Annotated in this window: 13 protein-coding genes; 11 read left to right on the top strand and 2 right to left on the bottom strand. The window is 39.4% G+C overall.

Annotated features, from left to right (window positions below; genetic code table 11):
• Window positions 1-25 precede the first annotated feature (25 nt).
• From cysG to cysC, 5 genes are read left to right on the top strand one after another with little or no spacing between them, the layout of a single operon-like run.
• A complete protein-coding gene (gene cysG / locus ABYD77_RS01565) occupies window positions 26-1,450 on the top strand; it encodes a siroheme synthase CysG (RefSeq protein WP_372766343.1) in 1,425 nt (474 codons plus the stop codon).
• A gap of 37 nt (window positions 1,451-1,487) precedes the next feature.
• Window positions 1,488-2,387 (top strand): sulfate adenylyltransferase subunit CysD, encoded by a 900-nt coding sequence (cysD, locus tag ABYD77_RS01560; RefSeq protein ID WP_372766341.1) that lies wholly within the window; start codon window positions 1,488-1,490, stop codon window positions 2,385-2,387.
• Window positions 2,387-3,805, top strand: a complete 1,419-nt coding sequence (gene cysN / locus ABYD77_RS01555; RefSeq protein ID WP_372766339.1) for a sulfate adenylyltransferase subunit CysN — start codon at window positions 2,387-2,389, stop codon at window positions 3,803-3,805. The genes cysD and cysN overlap by 1 nt, the downstream gene beginning before the upstream one ends.
• Window positions 3,806-3,807: 2 nt before the next feature.
• Window positions 3,808-5,532, top strand: a complete 1,725-nt coding sequence (locus ABYD77_RS01550; protein WP_372766337.1) for an SLC13 family permease — start codon at window positions 3,808-3,810, stop codon at window positions 5,530-5,532.
• 22 nt (window positions 5,533-5,554) lie between these two features.
• A complete protein-coding gene (cysC, locus tag ABYD77_RS01545) occupies window positions 5,555-6,151 on the top strand; it encodes an adenylyl-sulfate kinase (RefSeq protein WP_372766335.1) in 597 nt (198 codons plus the stop codon).
• Between the two features lies 1 nt (window position 6,152).
• Here the strand turns inward: cysC and ABYD77_RS01540 are convergent, their stop codons facing one another.
• Window positions 6,153-6,950: a chromosome partitioning protein ParA gene (locus tag ABYD77_RS01540; RefSeq protein ID WP_372766333.1), complete on the bottom strand. Its 798-nt coding sequence runs from the start codon at window positions 6,948-6,950 to the stop codon at window positions 6,153-6,155.
• A 91-nt stretch (window positions 6,951-7,041) separates the two neighbouring features.
• Between ABYD77_RS01540 and ABYD77_RS01535 the strand changes: the two genes are divergently transcribed.
• The 3 genes from ABYD77_RS01535 to ABYD77_RS01525 all read left to right on the top strand — a co-directional run bounded on the left by ABYD77_RS01535 (window position 7,042) and on the right by ABYD77_RS01525 (window position 9,900).
• The gene (locus tag ABYD77_RS01535; RefSeq protein WP_372766331.1) at window positions 7,042-7,938 is read left to right on the top strand and encodes a response regulator; all 897 of its coding nucleotides are present in this window, start codon (window positions 7,042-7,044) and stop codon (window positions 7,936-7,938) included.
• A gap of 121 nt (window positions 7,939-8,059) precedes the next feature.
• Window positions 8,060-8,434, top strand: a complete 375-nt coding sequence (locus ABYD77_RS01530) for a hypothetical protein (RefSeq protein ID WP_372766328.1) — start codon at window positions 8,060-8,062, stop codon at window positions 8,432-8,434.
• A 26-nt stretch (window positions 8,435-8,460) separates the two neighbouring features.
• Window positions 8,461-9,900: an LruC domain-containing protein gene (locus ABYD77_RS01525; RefSeq protein ID WP_372766326.1), complete on the top strand. Its 1,440-nt coding sequence runs from the start codon at window positions 8,461-8,463 to the stop codon at window positions 9,898-9,900.
• Window positions 9,901-9,963: 63 nt separating this feature from the next.
• Here the strand turns inward: ABYD77_RS01525 and ABYD77_RS01520 are convergent, their stop codons facing one another.
• Entirely contained in the window at window positions 9,964-10,329 is a 366-nt protein-coding gene (locus ABYD77_RS01520) for a DUF4870 family protein (RefSeq protein WP_372766324.1), read from the bottom strand.
• A 551-nt stretch (window positions 10,330-10,880) separates the two neighbouring features.
• Between ABYD77_RS01520 and ABYD77_RS01515 the strand changes: the two genes are divergently transcribed.
• The 3 genes from ABYD77_RS01515 to ABYD77_RS01505 all read left to right on the top strand — a co-directional run bounded on the left by ABYD77_RS01515 (window position 10,881) and on the right by ABYD77_RS01505 (window position 14,679).
• Window positions 10,881-11,204 (top strand): DUF3718 domain-containing protein, encoded by a 324-nt coding sequence (locus ABYD77_RS01515; RefSeq protein WP_372766322.1) that lies wholly within the window; start codon window positions 10,881-10,883, stop codon window positions 11,202-11,204.
• Window positions 11,205-11,373: 169 nt separating this feature from the next.
• The gene (locus tag ABYD77_RS01510) at window positions 11,374-13,524 is read left to right on the top strand and encodes a response regulator (protein ID WP_372766320.1); all 2,151 of its coding nucleotides are present in this window, start codon (window positions 11,374-11,376) and stop codon (window positions 13,522-13,524) included.
• A 126-nt stretch (window positions 13,525-13,650) separates the two neighbouring features.
• Window positions 13,651-14,679: a metallophosphoesterase gene (locus ABYD77_RS01505; RefSeq protein ID WP_372766318.1), complete on the top strand. Its 1,029-nt coding sequence runs from the start codon at window positions 13,651-13,653 to the stop codon at window positions 14,677-14,679.
• Window positions 14,680-14,689: the final 10 nt, after the last annotated feature.

The following is a 14,689-nucleotide window of genomic DNA, read 5'->3' as shown; positions in this document are numbered from 1 at the left end:
GAAATTCGTTTTTAGGGGACAACTCGTGGATTATTTTCCAATTTTTACCAAGCTTGAGAACAAGCCTGTATTAATTGTCGGCGGTGGTGAAGTCGCACATAGAAAATGCCAAGCTATGTTGCAAGCAAATGCAAACATAACCCTTGTTTCACCTGAATTTTGTGCTGAATTAATTACACTTAATAACAGCAATAAAGTAACGCTGATACATGATTATTTTTCAGAGCAACACATCAGCAACCAAAGCTTAGTGATTGCTGCTACCGATCTTGAAACTGTTAATAAAGCAGTTTTCGATGCCGCTGAAGCAAAAAATATCTTCGTAAATGTGGTGGATGATCAACCAAAGTGTAGCTTTATTTTTCCATCAATTGTGGATCGCAGCCCTATTACCATTGCGATTTCTAGCGCAGGTAAAGCGCCTGTGCTTGCACGTCGATTACGTGAAAAACTTGAAACCATTATTCCACAGCATATTGGCCCGTTGGCTGAACTTGCGGGCAACTTCCGCGATAAAGTTAAAAGCCAGTTAGATAGCTTTAGCAAACGTCGCATGTTTTGGGAAAAAGCATTTACTTCATACGCTGTCGCGCAAGTTGCCAAAGGCGATATCGCTGGTGCAGAACGGACATTTGAAAACATCTTAGCCGGTGACAATCAGTTAAGCGGTGAAGTATTTGTTGTTGGTGCAGGTCCAGGCGACCCAGAGCTATTAACAATTAAAGCACTGCAAGCAATGCAAACTGCTGATGTTATTGTATACGACTATCTTGTATCTGACGAAATTATGGCTTTGGTGCGTAAGGACGCAGAGTTAGTATGTGTTGGTAAACGCTTAGGTAATCACAGTGTGCCACAAGATGAAATCAACCAAATTTTGGTTTCTCTTGCTAAGCAAGGCAAAAAAGTATGCCGTTTAAAAGGTGGTGACCCATTTATTTATGGTCGCGGTGGTGAAGAAGTTCAGGAGCTTGCCAAGCATAATATTGCGTTTCAAATTGTGCCTGGTATCACAGCGGCAGCAGGTTGTTCAGCCTATGCCGGCATTCCATTAACACACCGTGATTATGCTCAGGCAATCCAGTTTGTTACCGGCCACTGCAAGAAAGAAGGTCAGGAGCTTGATTGGCAATCATTAGCAAAGGCAAATCAAACTCTCGCTGTTTATATGGGTGTGATAAAATCGCCGCATATTCAAGCAAAATTAATTGAATATGGGCGCGCACCCGAGACACCTGTGGCGATTATTGAAAATGGTACACGCAAAGAGCAACGTGTAGTCACAGGTGAGCTCAATGACTTGGCTAATTTAATTGAGCGTGAACAGATTAAATCGCCAGCATTACTCATTATTGGTGAAGTTGCCAACCTTAGCAAAGAGCTTGCTTGGTTTGGTAATTCACAGCAGACATCTTTGGCGAGCAGTCAATTGCTCACAAACGCTGCATAACAAATTTAGAATTAACTTTACGTTTTAGGACAAAATCATGGCATTAACCCATCTTCAGCAACTCGAAGCTGAAAGTATTCAAATTATCCGCGAAGTTGCGGCTGAGTTTGAAAACCCAGTGATGCTTTACTCAATCGGTAAAGATTCATCGGTGTTATTGCACTTAGCGCGCAAGGCTTTTTACCCAGGCAAAATTCCTTTCCCACTACTGCACGTAGATACAGATTGGAAATTCCGCGAAATGATTGAGTTTCGTGATCGCTTAGCGGCAGAATATGATTTTGAACTAATTGTGCATAAAAACCCGGAAGGTATTGCCATGGGTGTCGGCCCATTTACCCACGGTTCATCTAAGCACACTGACATTATGAAAACTCAAGGCTTAAAACAAGCACTTGATAAGTATGGTTTTGATGCTGCATTTGGTGGTGCTCGCCGAGACGAAGAAAAATCACGAGCAAAAGAGCGTGTATATTCGTTCCGTGACAAAAACCACCGCTGGGATCCTAAAAACCAACGCCCGGAATTGTGGAGCAACTATAACGGCCAAGTAAACCCTGGCGAAAGCATTCGTGTATTCCCGTTATCAAACTGGACAGAGCTTGATATTTGGCAATATATCTACCAAGAGAATATCGAAATTGTACCACTTTACCTATCAGACAAACGCCCTGTTGTTGAACGTGATGGCCTGCTGATCATGGTGGATGACGAACGTATGCCACTTAAAGAGGGTGAAGTACCTGAGATGCGTTCCGTTCGCTTTAGAACACTAGGCTGTTACCCACTAACCGGTGCAGTTGAGTCAGAAGCAAATACTTTAACTGGCATTATTGAAGAAATGTTGTTATCAACATCATCTGAGCGCGAAGGTCGTGCTATTGACCACGATTCGTCAGGTTCAATGGAAAAGAAAAAACGTGAGGGCTATTTCTAATGTCGACAGCAAATGAAGTAAGAGAATTAGGTATTGAGCAATACCTTGCACGTCAACAAGACAAAAGCTTATTGCGTTTATTAACTTGTGGTAGCGTAGATGATGGTAAATCAACTCTTATCGGTCGTTTACTGCATGACAGCCACCAAATTTATGAAGATCAGCTAGCAGCCCTTCATAAAGATAACGAAAAAGTAGGCAACGCAGGTGAAGAACTTGACCTTGCATTACTCGTTGATGGTCTGCAAGCTGAACGCGAGCAAGGTATCACCATTGACGTTGCATACCGTTATTTTTCGACAAATAAGCGTAAATTTATTATTGCTGACACCCCTGGGCATGAGCAATACACACGTAACATGGTGACTGGTGCATCTACTGCTGATTTAGCCATTATTTTGGTTGACGCGCGCTATGGTGTTCAAGTACAAACCAAACGTCACAGCTTTATCTGTGATTCGCTTGGTATTAAACAGTTTGTTGTAGCAATCAACAAAATGGATATCGTGGATTTTGATGAAGCGGTTTACAACAAAATTCAGCAAGACTATTTAAACTTTGCAGAGCAGCTAAATGTAGAAGACATTCGTTTTATTCCAATGTCAGCTTTAAAAGGCGATAACGTTGTTACGCGCTCTGATAAAACACCATACTACACAGGTGCACCGCTACTAGCATTACTTGAAGATTCGCCTGCAGCTGCAGCTAATACTGAGTTTGAAGCGCGTTTACCAGTTCAACTTGTAACACGCCCTAATCTAAACTTCCGTGGCTTCCAAGGCACTTTAGTTGCGGGTGAATTAGTCGTTGGCGAAGCAGTAAAAGCATTACCTTCAGGCAAAACGTCTACGGTAAAAGAAATTGTAACCTTTGATGGTAACTTAGCGCATGCTGAAGCAGGTCAGGCAATTACCTTAACGCTTAATGACGAAATAGATATTAGTCGTGGTGACGTTATTGTGCCAGCTAATAGTACAGCTAAAATTTCAAACCTCTTGCAAGCTAAGCTAGTATGGATGCATGAAGCACCGTTAGTGCTAGGCAAAGAATACAATGTTAAGTTGGCAACCAAGAAAACAACTGCGAAAGTGGTTGCTATTGATCACACTATCGATGTGAATACACTAGCGCATGGCCAAGCAGATAGTTTACAGCTTAATGAAATCGCGATTGTTACTGTCGAAATCGATGAGCAAGTGCTCGCTGATGCTTACGTAGCAAACCGTGAAACCGGCTCATTTATCTTGATTGATCGCTTGTCAAACCTAACCGTTGCGGCTGGTATGATTGAACAAGTACTTGACACTGTCGATGCACAACAAGCACCATCTAATTTTAGCGCCTTTGAAGTTGAGTTTAATGCACTTGTGCGTAAACACTTCCCACACTGGCAAGCAATTGATATTTCAAAGCTATAAATATGTATCAGCAAGTCAGCCTTAGCCTTATCATGTTTGTTTTAGTCGCCTGCCTTTTTGGCACGCGACTTAAACCTGCATGGGTTTTTGCTGGCGCAATTAGTGTAAGTTATTTAGCGGGCCTGATTGATTTAGAAGGCGTGCTAATTAACTTCACTAATCCTTCCTTAATCACACTAATATTGTTGATTTTGATAAGTATTGGCATCGAAAAAACGGCTTTTGTACGCAAATTGTCGACTTCCTTAGCAAAAGGAAGCTTATCAAAATCAGTAACAAAACTAGGTTTGTCAACTGCCTTCTTATCCTCTTTTACAAATAATACAGCTGTTGTGGCTAGTCTTATTTCTGCGGTAAAAGAAAATAAAACACATGCACCGTCAAAGTTACTTTTACCTTTGTCATATTCCGCGATTCTCGGTGGTACACTCACTCTAATTGGCACCTCAACCAATCTAATTGTCAATGGCTTTGCTGTTGACGCTGGTATGGCACCACTGGGCTTTTTTGATTTTACTTTAGTAGGACTTGCGGTTTTGAGTGCCGGTTTGATTGCTATTTTGCTGCTATTAAAGTTTTTGCCTAATTATCAAGAAGCGGATGAAGAAGTCACACCGTTTTACCTCGAAGGCAAAGTAAAATCGAGCTCCAGGCTGATTGGTAAAACGGTTGAAGAAAACGGTTTACGTGAATTAAAAGATATCTTCTTAGCGGAAATTATTCGCGGAGAAAAGCGCATTGCAGCTGTTACACCAAAGCAAGTAATTAAAGCCGGTGATATTTTACTGTTTTCAGGCGACTTAAAATCAGTGCCATTATTGAAGCAGTTTGACGGATTAGAAGTTATCCACGATAAACATGAAATGGCCGTTGAGCATTTTGTTGAAGTGGTAATTAGCCACAGCAGCTCGCTGGTTGGACAAACCCTCAAGGATGCAAATTTCCGTAAAGAGTTTAAAGCCGCTGTAGTGGCGATTCGCCGCGGCCACAGTCGTTTAGAGGGCAGCTTTGCCAATATTCAGTTACAAGCTGGCGACAGCCTTATTTTAGCGCCGAGCAGTGATTTTCAGTCAAATAAAAATCTAAAGCGTGAATTTGTTTATATCTCTGGGCTCGACTTGCAAAGTCACCTTGATGAAAAACAATCTCACTCTGTCTTTGCTGGCTTTATCGCAGTTATTGCACTTAGTATTTTCGACATTGTGCCGCTTGTAAAAGGCTTAATCGTATTACTTGTTGCATTTATGCTGTGGGGCGTGGTTTCGGTTGGTGAAGTAAAACGCCGTTTTCCACTTGAGCTTTTAGTGATTGTTGGCAGCGCCATCGGCCTTGCTAAATTAATGATCGATACCGGCGTGGCAGCTCAAATATCAGAGTTTGTGTTAAGTTTAGTAGGTCAATTTGGCCCCTATACTGCCCTTGTGGTTATTTTCTTTTTGACCTTACTTTGTACTGAGCTCATCACCAATAACGCCGCGGCTGCGCTTTCGTTTCCTATCGCTTATTCATTAGCGATTGGCTTTGGTGTCAGCCCGCTGCCATTTATTATGGCGGTTGCCTTTGGCGCATCAGCTAGTTTTATTTCGCCATTTGGTTATCAAACCAACCTTATGGTGTATAGCGCAGGCAACTATCACATTAAAGATTACATAAAAGTGGGGGTTCCCATGTCGTTAGTATATTCAATTACTGCGTTGATCTTTATACCGATTGTTTTTCCATTTTAATTAACGGATTGTAGAACCCATTATGAGTGACGAAAATATTGTTTGGCACAACTATCATGTTGAAAAATCTGCGCGGGTAAAACAAAAAGGGCATAAGCCATGCATTTTATGGTTCACAGGTTTATCAGGCTCAGGTAAAAGTACCGTTGCCAATGCTCTCGAAACCGCCCTTCATGAAATGGACATTCATACCTACTTACTCGATGGTGACAATGTGCGTCACGGGCTCTGTGGCGATCTTGGTTTTAGTGATGAAGATCGTCAAGAAAATATCCGTCGCGTAGGTGAAGTAGCTAAGTTAATGGTTGATGCAGGGCTTGTTGTCCTAAGCGCATTTATTTCACCGTTTCAGGCTGAACGTAAAATGGTACGTGAGCTAGTGGAACACGGTGAGTTTATTGAAGTTTTCCTAGATACGCCGTTAGCTGTGTGTGAAACGCGTGATCCAAAAGGACTTTATAAAAAGGCGCGTGCAGGTGAAATTAAAAACTTTACTGGTATTGATTCCACCTATGAAGCTCCTAAAACACCTGAAATTACGCTTGATACAGGTGCTAATTCAGTTGCCGATTCAGTAAATCACATTATTGAAGCGCTGAGGCAACGCAATATCATCTAAATTACTTTTTCTCGACTTGTTGTAGCAAGTCGAGAAATTTCTTCTCTACAAAATCTTTTTCTTTCACTAGATGCGTTAAACGCTCTTCGGCTTCTAACAATTTTTGCTGTAATTTTTTTGCCTCACCTGCATCTGTGTTATCTGCGCCTTGTGCCATTAATTGTTGGATAACTTGGTCTTGTTCTGCCATTTGCTTTTTATACTGCTGCAACGCTCTTTTTAGATTATTGTTTTCTTCACTATTTGAAGCACTCAATGAATTTGAAGTTAGCTGCAGATATTCCCGTTCAAGTTGTTCAAACTGCTCACTAATTTTTTTATTCTCTTTGGTCAAACGCTCGACTGTATCATACTGAGCATACAGCTTTTCCCGGGTGGTTCTGAGTTTTTTCAAACTGGTATCTAAATCACCCTTGAGTTTATGAATTAGCTTGTGCGCTTTTTTTAAACGGGCATTGAGGTCATCCATCGATGCCTTTTCTTCTTTGCTGATATGATCTGAAGTAGATGCTTTAATATTGGCGAGTTGATTCTCAAGCCCCTGCTGAACCCGAATCAATGCATCGAGTGTATCACGATTTTCAGCGCTATAATTTAGTGCCATTTCGATAGAGTCTTGGTACTCTGAGATAAGTTTATCATCAACCAACTGAGCTGACCCAGCAGCTTTATGAGCAAACTTTCTGAACTCACGTATTATCAACCAAAGAATGACAAACCAACCAGCTAATATCAGTAAACCTAAATCAAGCGCTAATATTTCTAATACTTTATAAGAAGTTAAGCTTGGGATATTCATAACATCTCCACTCAAATCACAATTGAAGTATAGTCTTGATTATTTTTTGCGACTATACTGAACGGATTATCTACAATCGCAGATAGCTACATTGAGAATACTAGTTGTAGACGATAGCAAAGCTACCCTTGAAATTGTCAGACGTTCACTCGAAGGGTTTGGTTATCGTCATTTATCTATAAGAAAAACCAACAATCCAATTGATGCCCTCTCAATTATAGGGCAATGGCAACCTCATATTTTGCTTACCGATTGGAATATGCCTGAGCTCAGTGGTATCGCACTCATTAAAGCCATTCGAAAAAAACAGCTGGCCACTAAAATTGGCATGATCACTACAATTGATGATGATAATCAACTTAAGCAAGCTCAGCAGGCAGGGGCTGATTTTGTACTGTGCAAGCCATTTGATGATGAACAACTTTATGAGAAGCTATTACCATTGGTTCAAGGAGTCGAACAAAGCGAAATTATTCTGGATGAAATAGAAGAGCTTTCAGAGGGCTTGGCACTTCCTAATCTTGCGCAACTAGAAAAGAGTTTAGTCAAACTTACTTCAAACGAGCTCACTGTTAACATTATTAAGCCACAAGTATTTGATGAATCTAAACTGCCCTGCATTATGGCGGTATTTGAAGACAGTGAAACACAAAAAATTCGCTCTGTAGCATTATTAGATCTTTATGCAGCGTGTATATTAGCGAAGAGTAATGCCAACGTCACTAATGGTCATATTCAACGAGTCATAAAATCTAAACGCCCAAGCAAGTATGTAATGGAAACCACTCAACAGATTTTGCAAAAAGCTGCGATTGTTTTTCTCGATCATCAAAGCCGAAAAAGTTTACGCTTGAAAAATACGAACTTTATTGACCACACTTTTCCTAAATTAGAAAACCTTTATAAAACCCCTGCCAATCGAAGACTTGATATTTCTTTGCAAACACCTCCTCTAGCACAAGGGCGAATCACCATTATTGGTTTTTAAAACGTTGCAAAATGCAATGCAAAAAAAAAACTAAAATAATCCAATTTCCAATAATTCAATAAGATAAAAATGGCTCAGTTCTTGAATTCCTTCATTACACTCGGTAAGAAGGATGGTTTTTATGAAAAATCAACTCTATTCTCTATGCTGTATTTTGCTTGTAGCGTGTGGTGGTACAAGCAACGAGCAAACAGCAATGCCTGCCCCCGTTAGCGTGAAGTCGAACAAACTTATCGATAACCCAGTCAGTGATAATGCAAACTTTGCGCAGTTCAAACAACATCATGTGGAGATTGACCTACAATCAATTACATTAAACGGAAATAACATTTACATTAAAGTTTATGTCAATACAGAGCAAACCCTTTTCCTCGGGAAAGTGCCTGCACAGAGAGTCTTTTCTATTCATGTACCAAATAATATAAAAACAATAAAATACGACATCTTTTCAGATTTTAGTGATGATCAACAAGTAACTGGGGAGATTTCATTATGAAGAATTATCTTTTTATAGCTATACTTTTGAGTTTCAGCACGTTCGCTGTTGATTCTGTTCAGTTCGAAGACACTATAAAACAAGGCTATGGTAATATTAATTTATTCACCGCACTTCAAAGCGAAAACAACCTCAATGCAGCTGATTTAGAATCGCTTCGTAATGATCATGGCGACAAACTGGTTTTTGCAGTCGACATTAATGAATCAGCCAGTGGCACAGAAAAAGCCTCAACACAAGGAGTAGCATTAGATACGGTGGAACTTATCGTGGTCCGCGATGGTGTTGAATCTCGCTATAGCGAGTTTTATACAGCTACCACCAGCTTAATCGCACCAATCAATGAAACCACGCGCAGCTCTCACTTTACCATGATTGGCGAAACAGGCTCATCACGTATAAGCAGTTCAACATTAAATGACATAACCTTAGTGTTTGATAGTCTACTCTCCGTTGTTATTACTGACTCGTTAGCCAATGTTGACTCTGCATTTTTAGTAGTTCGTTTAAAACAAACCAATAAATCACTTGGCGACCCAGAAGCATTTTACGATTATACCGGCGGCTTTGAAGATATCGCTATCGTCAATCCTTATGATGCGCAAGTACTTGCAAAACTTGCTCCGGGTGTAGCTGAAGCTCCCTTGGTTGTTGCTTACTCACAAATTGAAGAACCGATAGACTCATGGGTTTATTACCCAAGCAGTACTACTTATTTTGTTGTGGCTTACGAAGATCGCTACCCACTGCGCGGTGACTATGATTTTAATGATCTCGTGGTAGGCTACCGTGTAGGTTTTGGTATTAGAAACTCACAAGTTTCTGCAGTCATTGGCGTAGGGTATATGATTGCCAGAGGGGCATCTGTGGATCATGACTGGTACCTGCATATACCTTTTAGCAATCATGTCTCTGGTAATGCAACCATTAATTTATTTAAACCTAGCTCTTCTAATCAAGTCGCTGGTTACCCAAGTTTAGAAGCGGTAAATGGCAAACTTAATTTAAAGCTATTTGCCAATACCAAAGCCTTGATGAAAGTAACCGGTAGTGAGTTTGCAAACACATTGAGCGGACAATCTCTCATTCAAGGTCATAAATTTAGCTTTTCATTTAATTTAGACACGCCATTGGATTTAAGTGCTATTCCAAATGCACCTTATGATCCCTATCTGCATGTGTTGAGCTCAGGTTATGAAATTCACCTTTCTGGAAATAGTTCACTACTGCCACATTCAACAAACAGCGGTGAATCAAATAGCGCGTATAAAGATGAGCTTGGATACCCGTATGCGTTAGTTGTTCCTGAGCAATGGTTGCCGCCACTAGAATATACGGATCTTGGTGAGGCATATGCCACCTTTTTAGATTATACGCTGAATAGCAATACAGAGAATGAAGCTTGGTATCTTAGTCCATCATCAAACAAAACAAAGCCGATAACGACCTCTCACTGGAAGTGGTAACCTATAACTACAGAGTAAAAAAGGCGCAAAATGCACCTTTTTTTACTCCAAAATGAGTTTTGGTCAGAACATCCAAGAAGTTGGGTTTTCAATTGGCTCGTTTTTATCAAGCGCTTTAAGCCCTTTCACACAACGAACAATTAACCATACTACATAGAATAGAAGAATTAGCAGGCCAATTCCGACAAAAGTTAAAATACCACCGATTACAGCATAAAGTAATCCTATCCAGAATGTACGGATCTGGAATTGATAATGTGTTTGCACCCACTCAGGAGCATCTTTTTTATTAACATATGCCATGATCAAAGCAATTAGACCTGTAATACCTAAAATAATACTAGCTAGGTAAAGTACATAGTTAATTTTCGCGCCATTCTTTGCCGACGCATCTTGTTTTTCGTTTGTTTCAACTACCTGGTCAGTCACCTTTTATCTCCTTATGATGAACTTATTTGTTGCCAGAATGCTTAATTTACAATCATCTGGAATTAATGCAATAAGAGAATAACTGAGCGGAGGTGTTAGAGTTTTAATACTATTTAGTGACAAGGAGCAAGAATAGACTACCCAATTTGCAAGCTACACTAGGCCGTATTGCCCTTTACGCTCTTACTTATGTTCAAATTTAGAGGTAGAGATTAAATTCACAGCCCTCTTTATAAGGCAATCTGTAACAAATCATTTTGCAATCAGGTACCGCAAAAAATTAACGTTTTAACTACGTTTTACACAATTTACTATTTTGTTTTCGGTAGTCGGCCTGCTTAAAGTGTTGAGTGGATTTTAATTGCACTTTTCTCAATAATAACAATAACGAAAAGCATATTTTCTTTTACACAGTGTAAATAGAATGATTTTTAACCAACCAACTGAAAAATAATTACTTACATCGCATCATAATTTTCAAACACAAAATTGCAGTTTTTACGTTACCTTTTGCTTGCACTGTACTCAAAGCCATTAAAAAGGAAGCCGACATGAAAACATTACTACTTACAGCAGGTATTGCATTACTCTCTTTCACAAGTACACAGAGCTTAGCTCACAGCAAAGTAAAATCAGTTGTTAGCGCTGACTCTTCAGCAGATTCAAGTCTTTGCGTTGCAATTGCAAAAGACAATCCATTATTAATTCTAAAGCGTTTAAAGCAAGCGGGCCTTCGTAAACATCAAGCAAAAGATGTATTACGCTGCAATGGCATGTCAGCCTCAGAGTTTGCATATAAGCATAATGCTTTTAAGGCTATTGCTCGGCTGGATTTAGCTACGGATAAAGAACGCTACGCGCACAATCCCAAGTAAATTATTTGTTAAATAATTGTACTTGCTTTTGTAAAGTTTCATAGCTAATCTTAGCTAAGACATCCCAATCCAATAACCTAAAAGGCGAACACGCAATGTTTGCCTTTTGCTTTTTTAGCCAGCCTAATTAGTGATAGCATATTAACATGCAGGTTAAAGAGCGCTTATTATGCTTGATTTAAATACCCTTTACGTCGTTGGTGGCGTTGTTTTATTACTATCTTGGTTTATTAGCTTTCAGGTCTGGCGTGATAATAAAAACGTAGATGGTGCTTTTACAAACCTGCTTTTACCCAGCTTAATGCTGATTGCACTAGTCACCTATTCACTTTACTTCTATCGTATCTTCGATATTAAAGCGGGTATAGCCAGTTTGATTGTGTTAGCTTGCTCTATCTTAAGCATTCACATTTTAAGACGTTTTTTTGCAATCAATAACTCAGTCATAAAGCTTTTTAATCTGACTACAGTCTGTTGCATCATTATGTTTGCTTGGTATACCTACGCTGAATCAAATGTGCACCACCGCTTAGTTATTTTCAATTTTCAACGCTTTTTAGAAGGTGCTGTAATGCTTTGGGTTTTTGCCAGCATCGATACCTCTAACCACCGCTTTGCAAAACACATTTATTATTGCCATGCCGCAATATTTATTATTATTTATCCGCTACGTACCTATTATTTAGTGCCACTTGAGGCATCTGAGATTTTCAGTGATGCATGGTTTGCAATTGGCGCTATGGTTACAGGCATTATTAGCCCGTTACTTTATGCACTCGGTATGGCTTACTTATGTAGTGAGCGCAAAGCATTACATTTTTCTGAATTAAAAGATAAAGCACAACAAGATGCAGAACTGAGAGGGCTATTTTTATCGACAATGAGTCATGAAATACGAACCCCCTTAAATGGCATTATGGGTAGCGCTCAATTGATTTTAAACCAGTCACCCAATGCAAAAGTGAAACCCTATTGTGAAGCAATCATTAACTCCTCCGAATCACTTAACTTACTCATTGGTAAAGTGCTTGATTATGCTCGTCTTGAACAAAATACAGAGTCGGGAACAGAAGAAGATATTGAGCTCACACCTTGGCTGGAAAACCTATGTTTACTTTATCGACCTTTAGCTCAACAAAAGCGCATTGATTTTCTGCTTAATAATCAACTACCAAATAAAGCATGCTATTACTTTGATCAGCAAAGCGTAAGACAAGTACTTATCAATTTACTCGGTAACGCCATAAAATTTACCGATAGCGGGCAAGTCACCTTATCAGTAGAGGTGCTTGAAAAGGCGCCGCTTGAGCATAAATTACGTTTTACAGTTTCAGACTCAGGTCCAGGTATTGCCGAATCAGAAATAGCCCAACTCAAAGAGCCTTATGTACAGAGTGAAGCAGGCAAAGTAAAAGGCGGCACAGGCCTTGGATTAGCCATCAGCGAACGCTTACTCAATAAAATGGATAGCGAACTAAAAATAGCAAGCACGCTTGGCCTAGGTAGTCAGTTTAGCTTTGATATTCGCTTTAGTTTAGGTGAACTTAGCTTAGTGGAACAAAGTAAAGTGAACACTGATACGCTAACTGGCTTAAATGTATTATTAGTTGAAGATTTACCTCTTAATCAAAAACTAGCGCTTGAATTTATGGCAATGGATCAACATACAGTTACCCTGGCAAGCACCGGCAAAGAAGCGATTGAAATGGTTAAGAGTAAGGTTTTTGACCTTATTTTACTCGATATGAATTTACCTGATTTCTCAGGTCAAGAAGTGGTTAAAACAATAGCCAGTTCACAACATAAAAATAGCCAAACACCTATTTTAGCTTTTACTGCGAGCTTAAGCCCTGATGAAGTAAAGGAGTATTTAACACTAGGAATTAAAGATATTGTCGGCAAGCCAATCCGCCTCGAAAAATTACGCCAGGCCATTTTTAACTCACAGCAACAAGTCTATATACAAACCAATCAACAGGTTGAGGATGTTCTATTTGATAGTGCTGCTGCTAATAGTTTAAGTGCTTCCTTCGCCCAAGATGAGTTTAATGCAATTTATGATGAATTTATTATGTCGCTTCGCGATAAACTTGCCCGTTGTGAAAATGATTTTGAAAAGCACACAGATGAAACTATTCGAACTCTTCATCGCTTAGCAAGCACAGCATTACAATTAGGGTTTAACCGTTTTGGCCTTGCACTCAAACAGTGCGAGCGCGATCTGCTAAATAAAAGATTGGTTTTTGATAGCGAAAAGCTAAAAAAAATATGGCAAGAAAGCCTTGCTAGTTACCTTGAATACGCTCGGCAACAACTCTAATGAAAAACAACTATCGTATTGAATAAAAATATAGAATAGATATAAAAAAGAGCATGAAAGAGTTGCTTGCTTATAAATTCAAAGCCACTCTTAACAGACAATAATTCTAATTGATAAAACTATCATATGATTCGCTTTGTTCTTACTACTCTAATGCTATTCAGTTCACTTTTTGCCAATCGAGCATTAGCCCAAACGCTTTACAACGATGGCCCTTATTTGTTTTATAAAAATAACAAAATAGAGCAAATTGATATTCTCGAAAACACCAAAAAAGTCTCTGAATATTCAGGTACTTTGGCTATCAGCCAAACTTTTTCAGCCAACGAAATAGATAGTTATCACAATGTAGAAAACATTGCAGCGATTAGTGATCTTCATGGCCAATTCGATATTTTCAAAACATTACTGCAAAATAATAGCATCATCGACCAACATTTAAATTGGTCTTATGGCAAAGGCCATTTGGTAATTACAGGTGATATTTTTGACCGTGGCGATACCGTTACTGAAGCTTTATGGCTGGTATTTAAACTAGAGCAGCAAGCAGCTGCAGCTGGCGGTAAATTACACTATTTACTAGGTAACCATGAATATATGGTATTACGCGATGATCAGCGTTATTTACACCCTAAATACGTTCATGCCGTATCTCATTTCAATAACGATTTACGCCAACAATACAGCGAGCAAAGCGTTTTGGGTCGTTGGCTTCGTAGCAAATCTACAATTATCAGAATCAATGGCTTTGTTTTTCTACATGGCGGTATTCATCAAGAGTTCCTTGATCTTAATTTAAGCTTAGAACAAGCAAATAATGAATTCCGTAAAACCATTGGGCTGAGTAAAAACGCTCTAAAAGACAATCCAATATGGCTATCGCTACATAGTTCAAATGGCCCTATTTGGTATCGCGGCTATTTTAGAGATGAAAACTTGGAAGAAGCTCACGTTTCATCAATACTAAAACAATTAAATGCAACCAAAGTGATTGTTGGCCATACTTCCATGCCAACCATTGAAACACGTTTCAAGAACAAAGTGATCGCGATTGATAGCTCTATCAAACGTGGTGAAGAAGGCGAATTGTTACTTTGGCATAACGCAACATTCACTCGAGGCATGATGTCTGGCGAGCAAAAGCCATTGCAATAAGCTTGCGTGA

It is taken from the genome of Pseudoalteromonas sp. (assembly GCF_041629635.1).
Classification (GTDB): Bacteria; Pseudomonadota; Gammaproteobacteria; order Enterobacterales; family Alteromonadaceae; genus Pseudoalteromonas.
Note: the sequence above shows the minus strand (reverse complement) of the source record. Positions and strands in the feature narration are given on the sequence as shown.

Coding starts and splice junctions, on each gene's coding strand:
- cysD (WP_372766341.1), top strand. CDS start 1,488: ATGGCATTAACCCATCTTCAGCAACTCGAAGCTGAAAGTATTCAAATT.
- cysC (WP_372766335.1), top strand. CDS start 5,555: ATGAGTGACGAAAATATTGTTTGGCACAACTATCATGTTGAAAAATCT.
- ABYD77_RS01515 (WP_372766322.1), top strand. CDS start 10,881: ATGAAAACATTACTACTTACAGCAGGTATTGCATTACTCTCTTTCACA.
- ABYD77_RS01530 (WP_372766328.1), top strand. CDS start 8,060: ATGAAAAATCAACTCTATTCTCTATGCTGTATTTTGCTTGTAGCGTGT.
- ABYD77_RS01510 (WP_372766320.1), top strand. CDS start 11,374: ATGCTTGATTTAAATACCCTTTACGTCGTTGGTGGCGTTGTTTTATTA.
- cysN (WP_372766339.1), top strand. CDS start 2,387: ATGTCGACAGCAAATGAAGTAAGAGAATTAGGTATTGAGCAATACCTT.
- ABYD77_RS01550 (WP_372766337.1), top strand. CDS start 3,808: ATGTATCAGCAAGTCAGCCTTAGCCTTATCATGTTTGTTTTAGTCGCC.
- ABYD77_RS01540 (WP_372766333.1), bottom strand. CDS start 6,950: ATGAATATCCCAAGCTTAACTTCTTATAAAGTATTAGAAATATTAGCG.
- ABYD77_RS01505 (WP_372766318.1), top strand. CDS start 13,651: ATGATTCGCTTTGTTCTTACTACTCTAATGCTATTCAGTTCACTTTTT.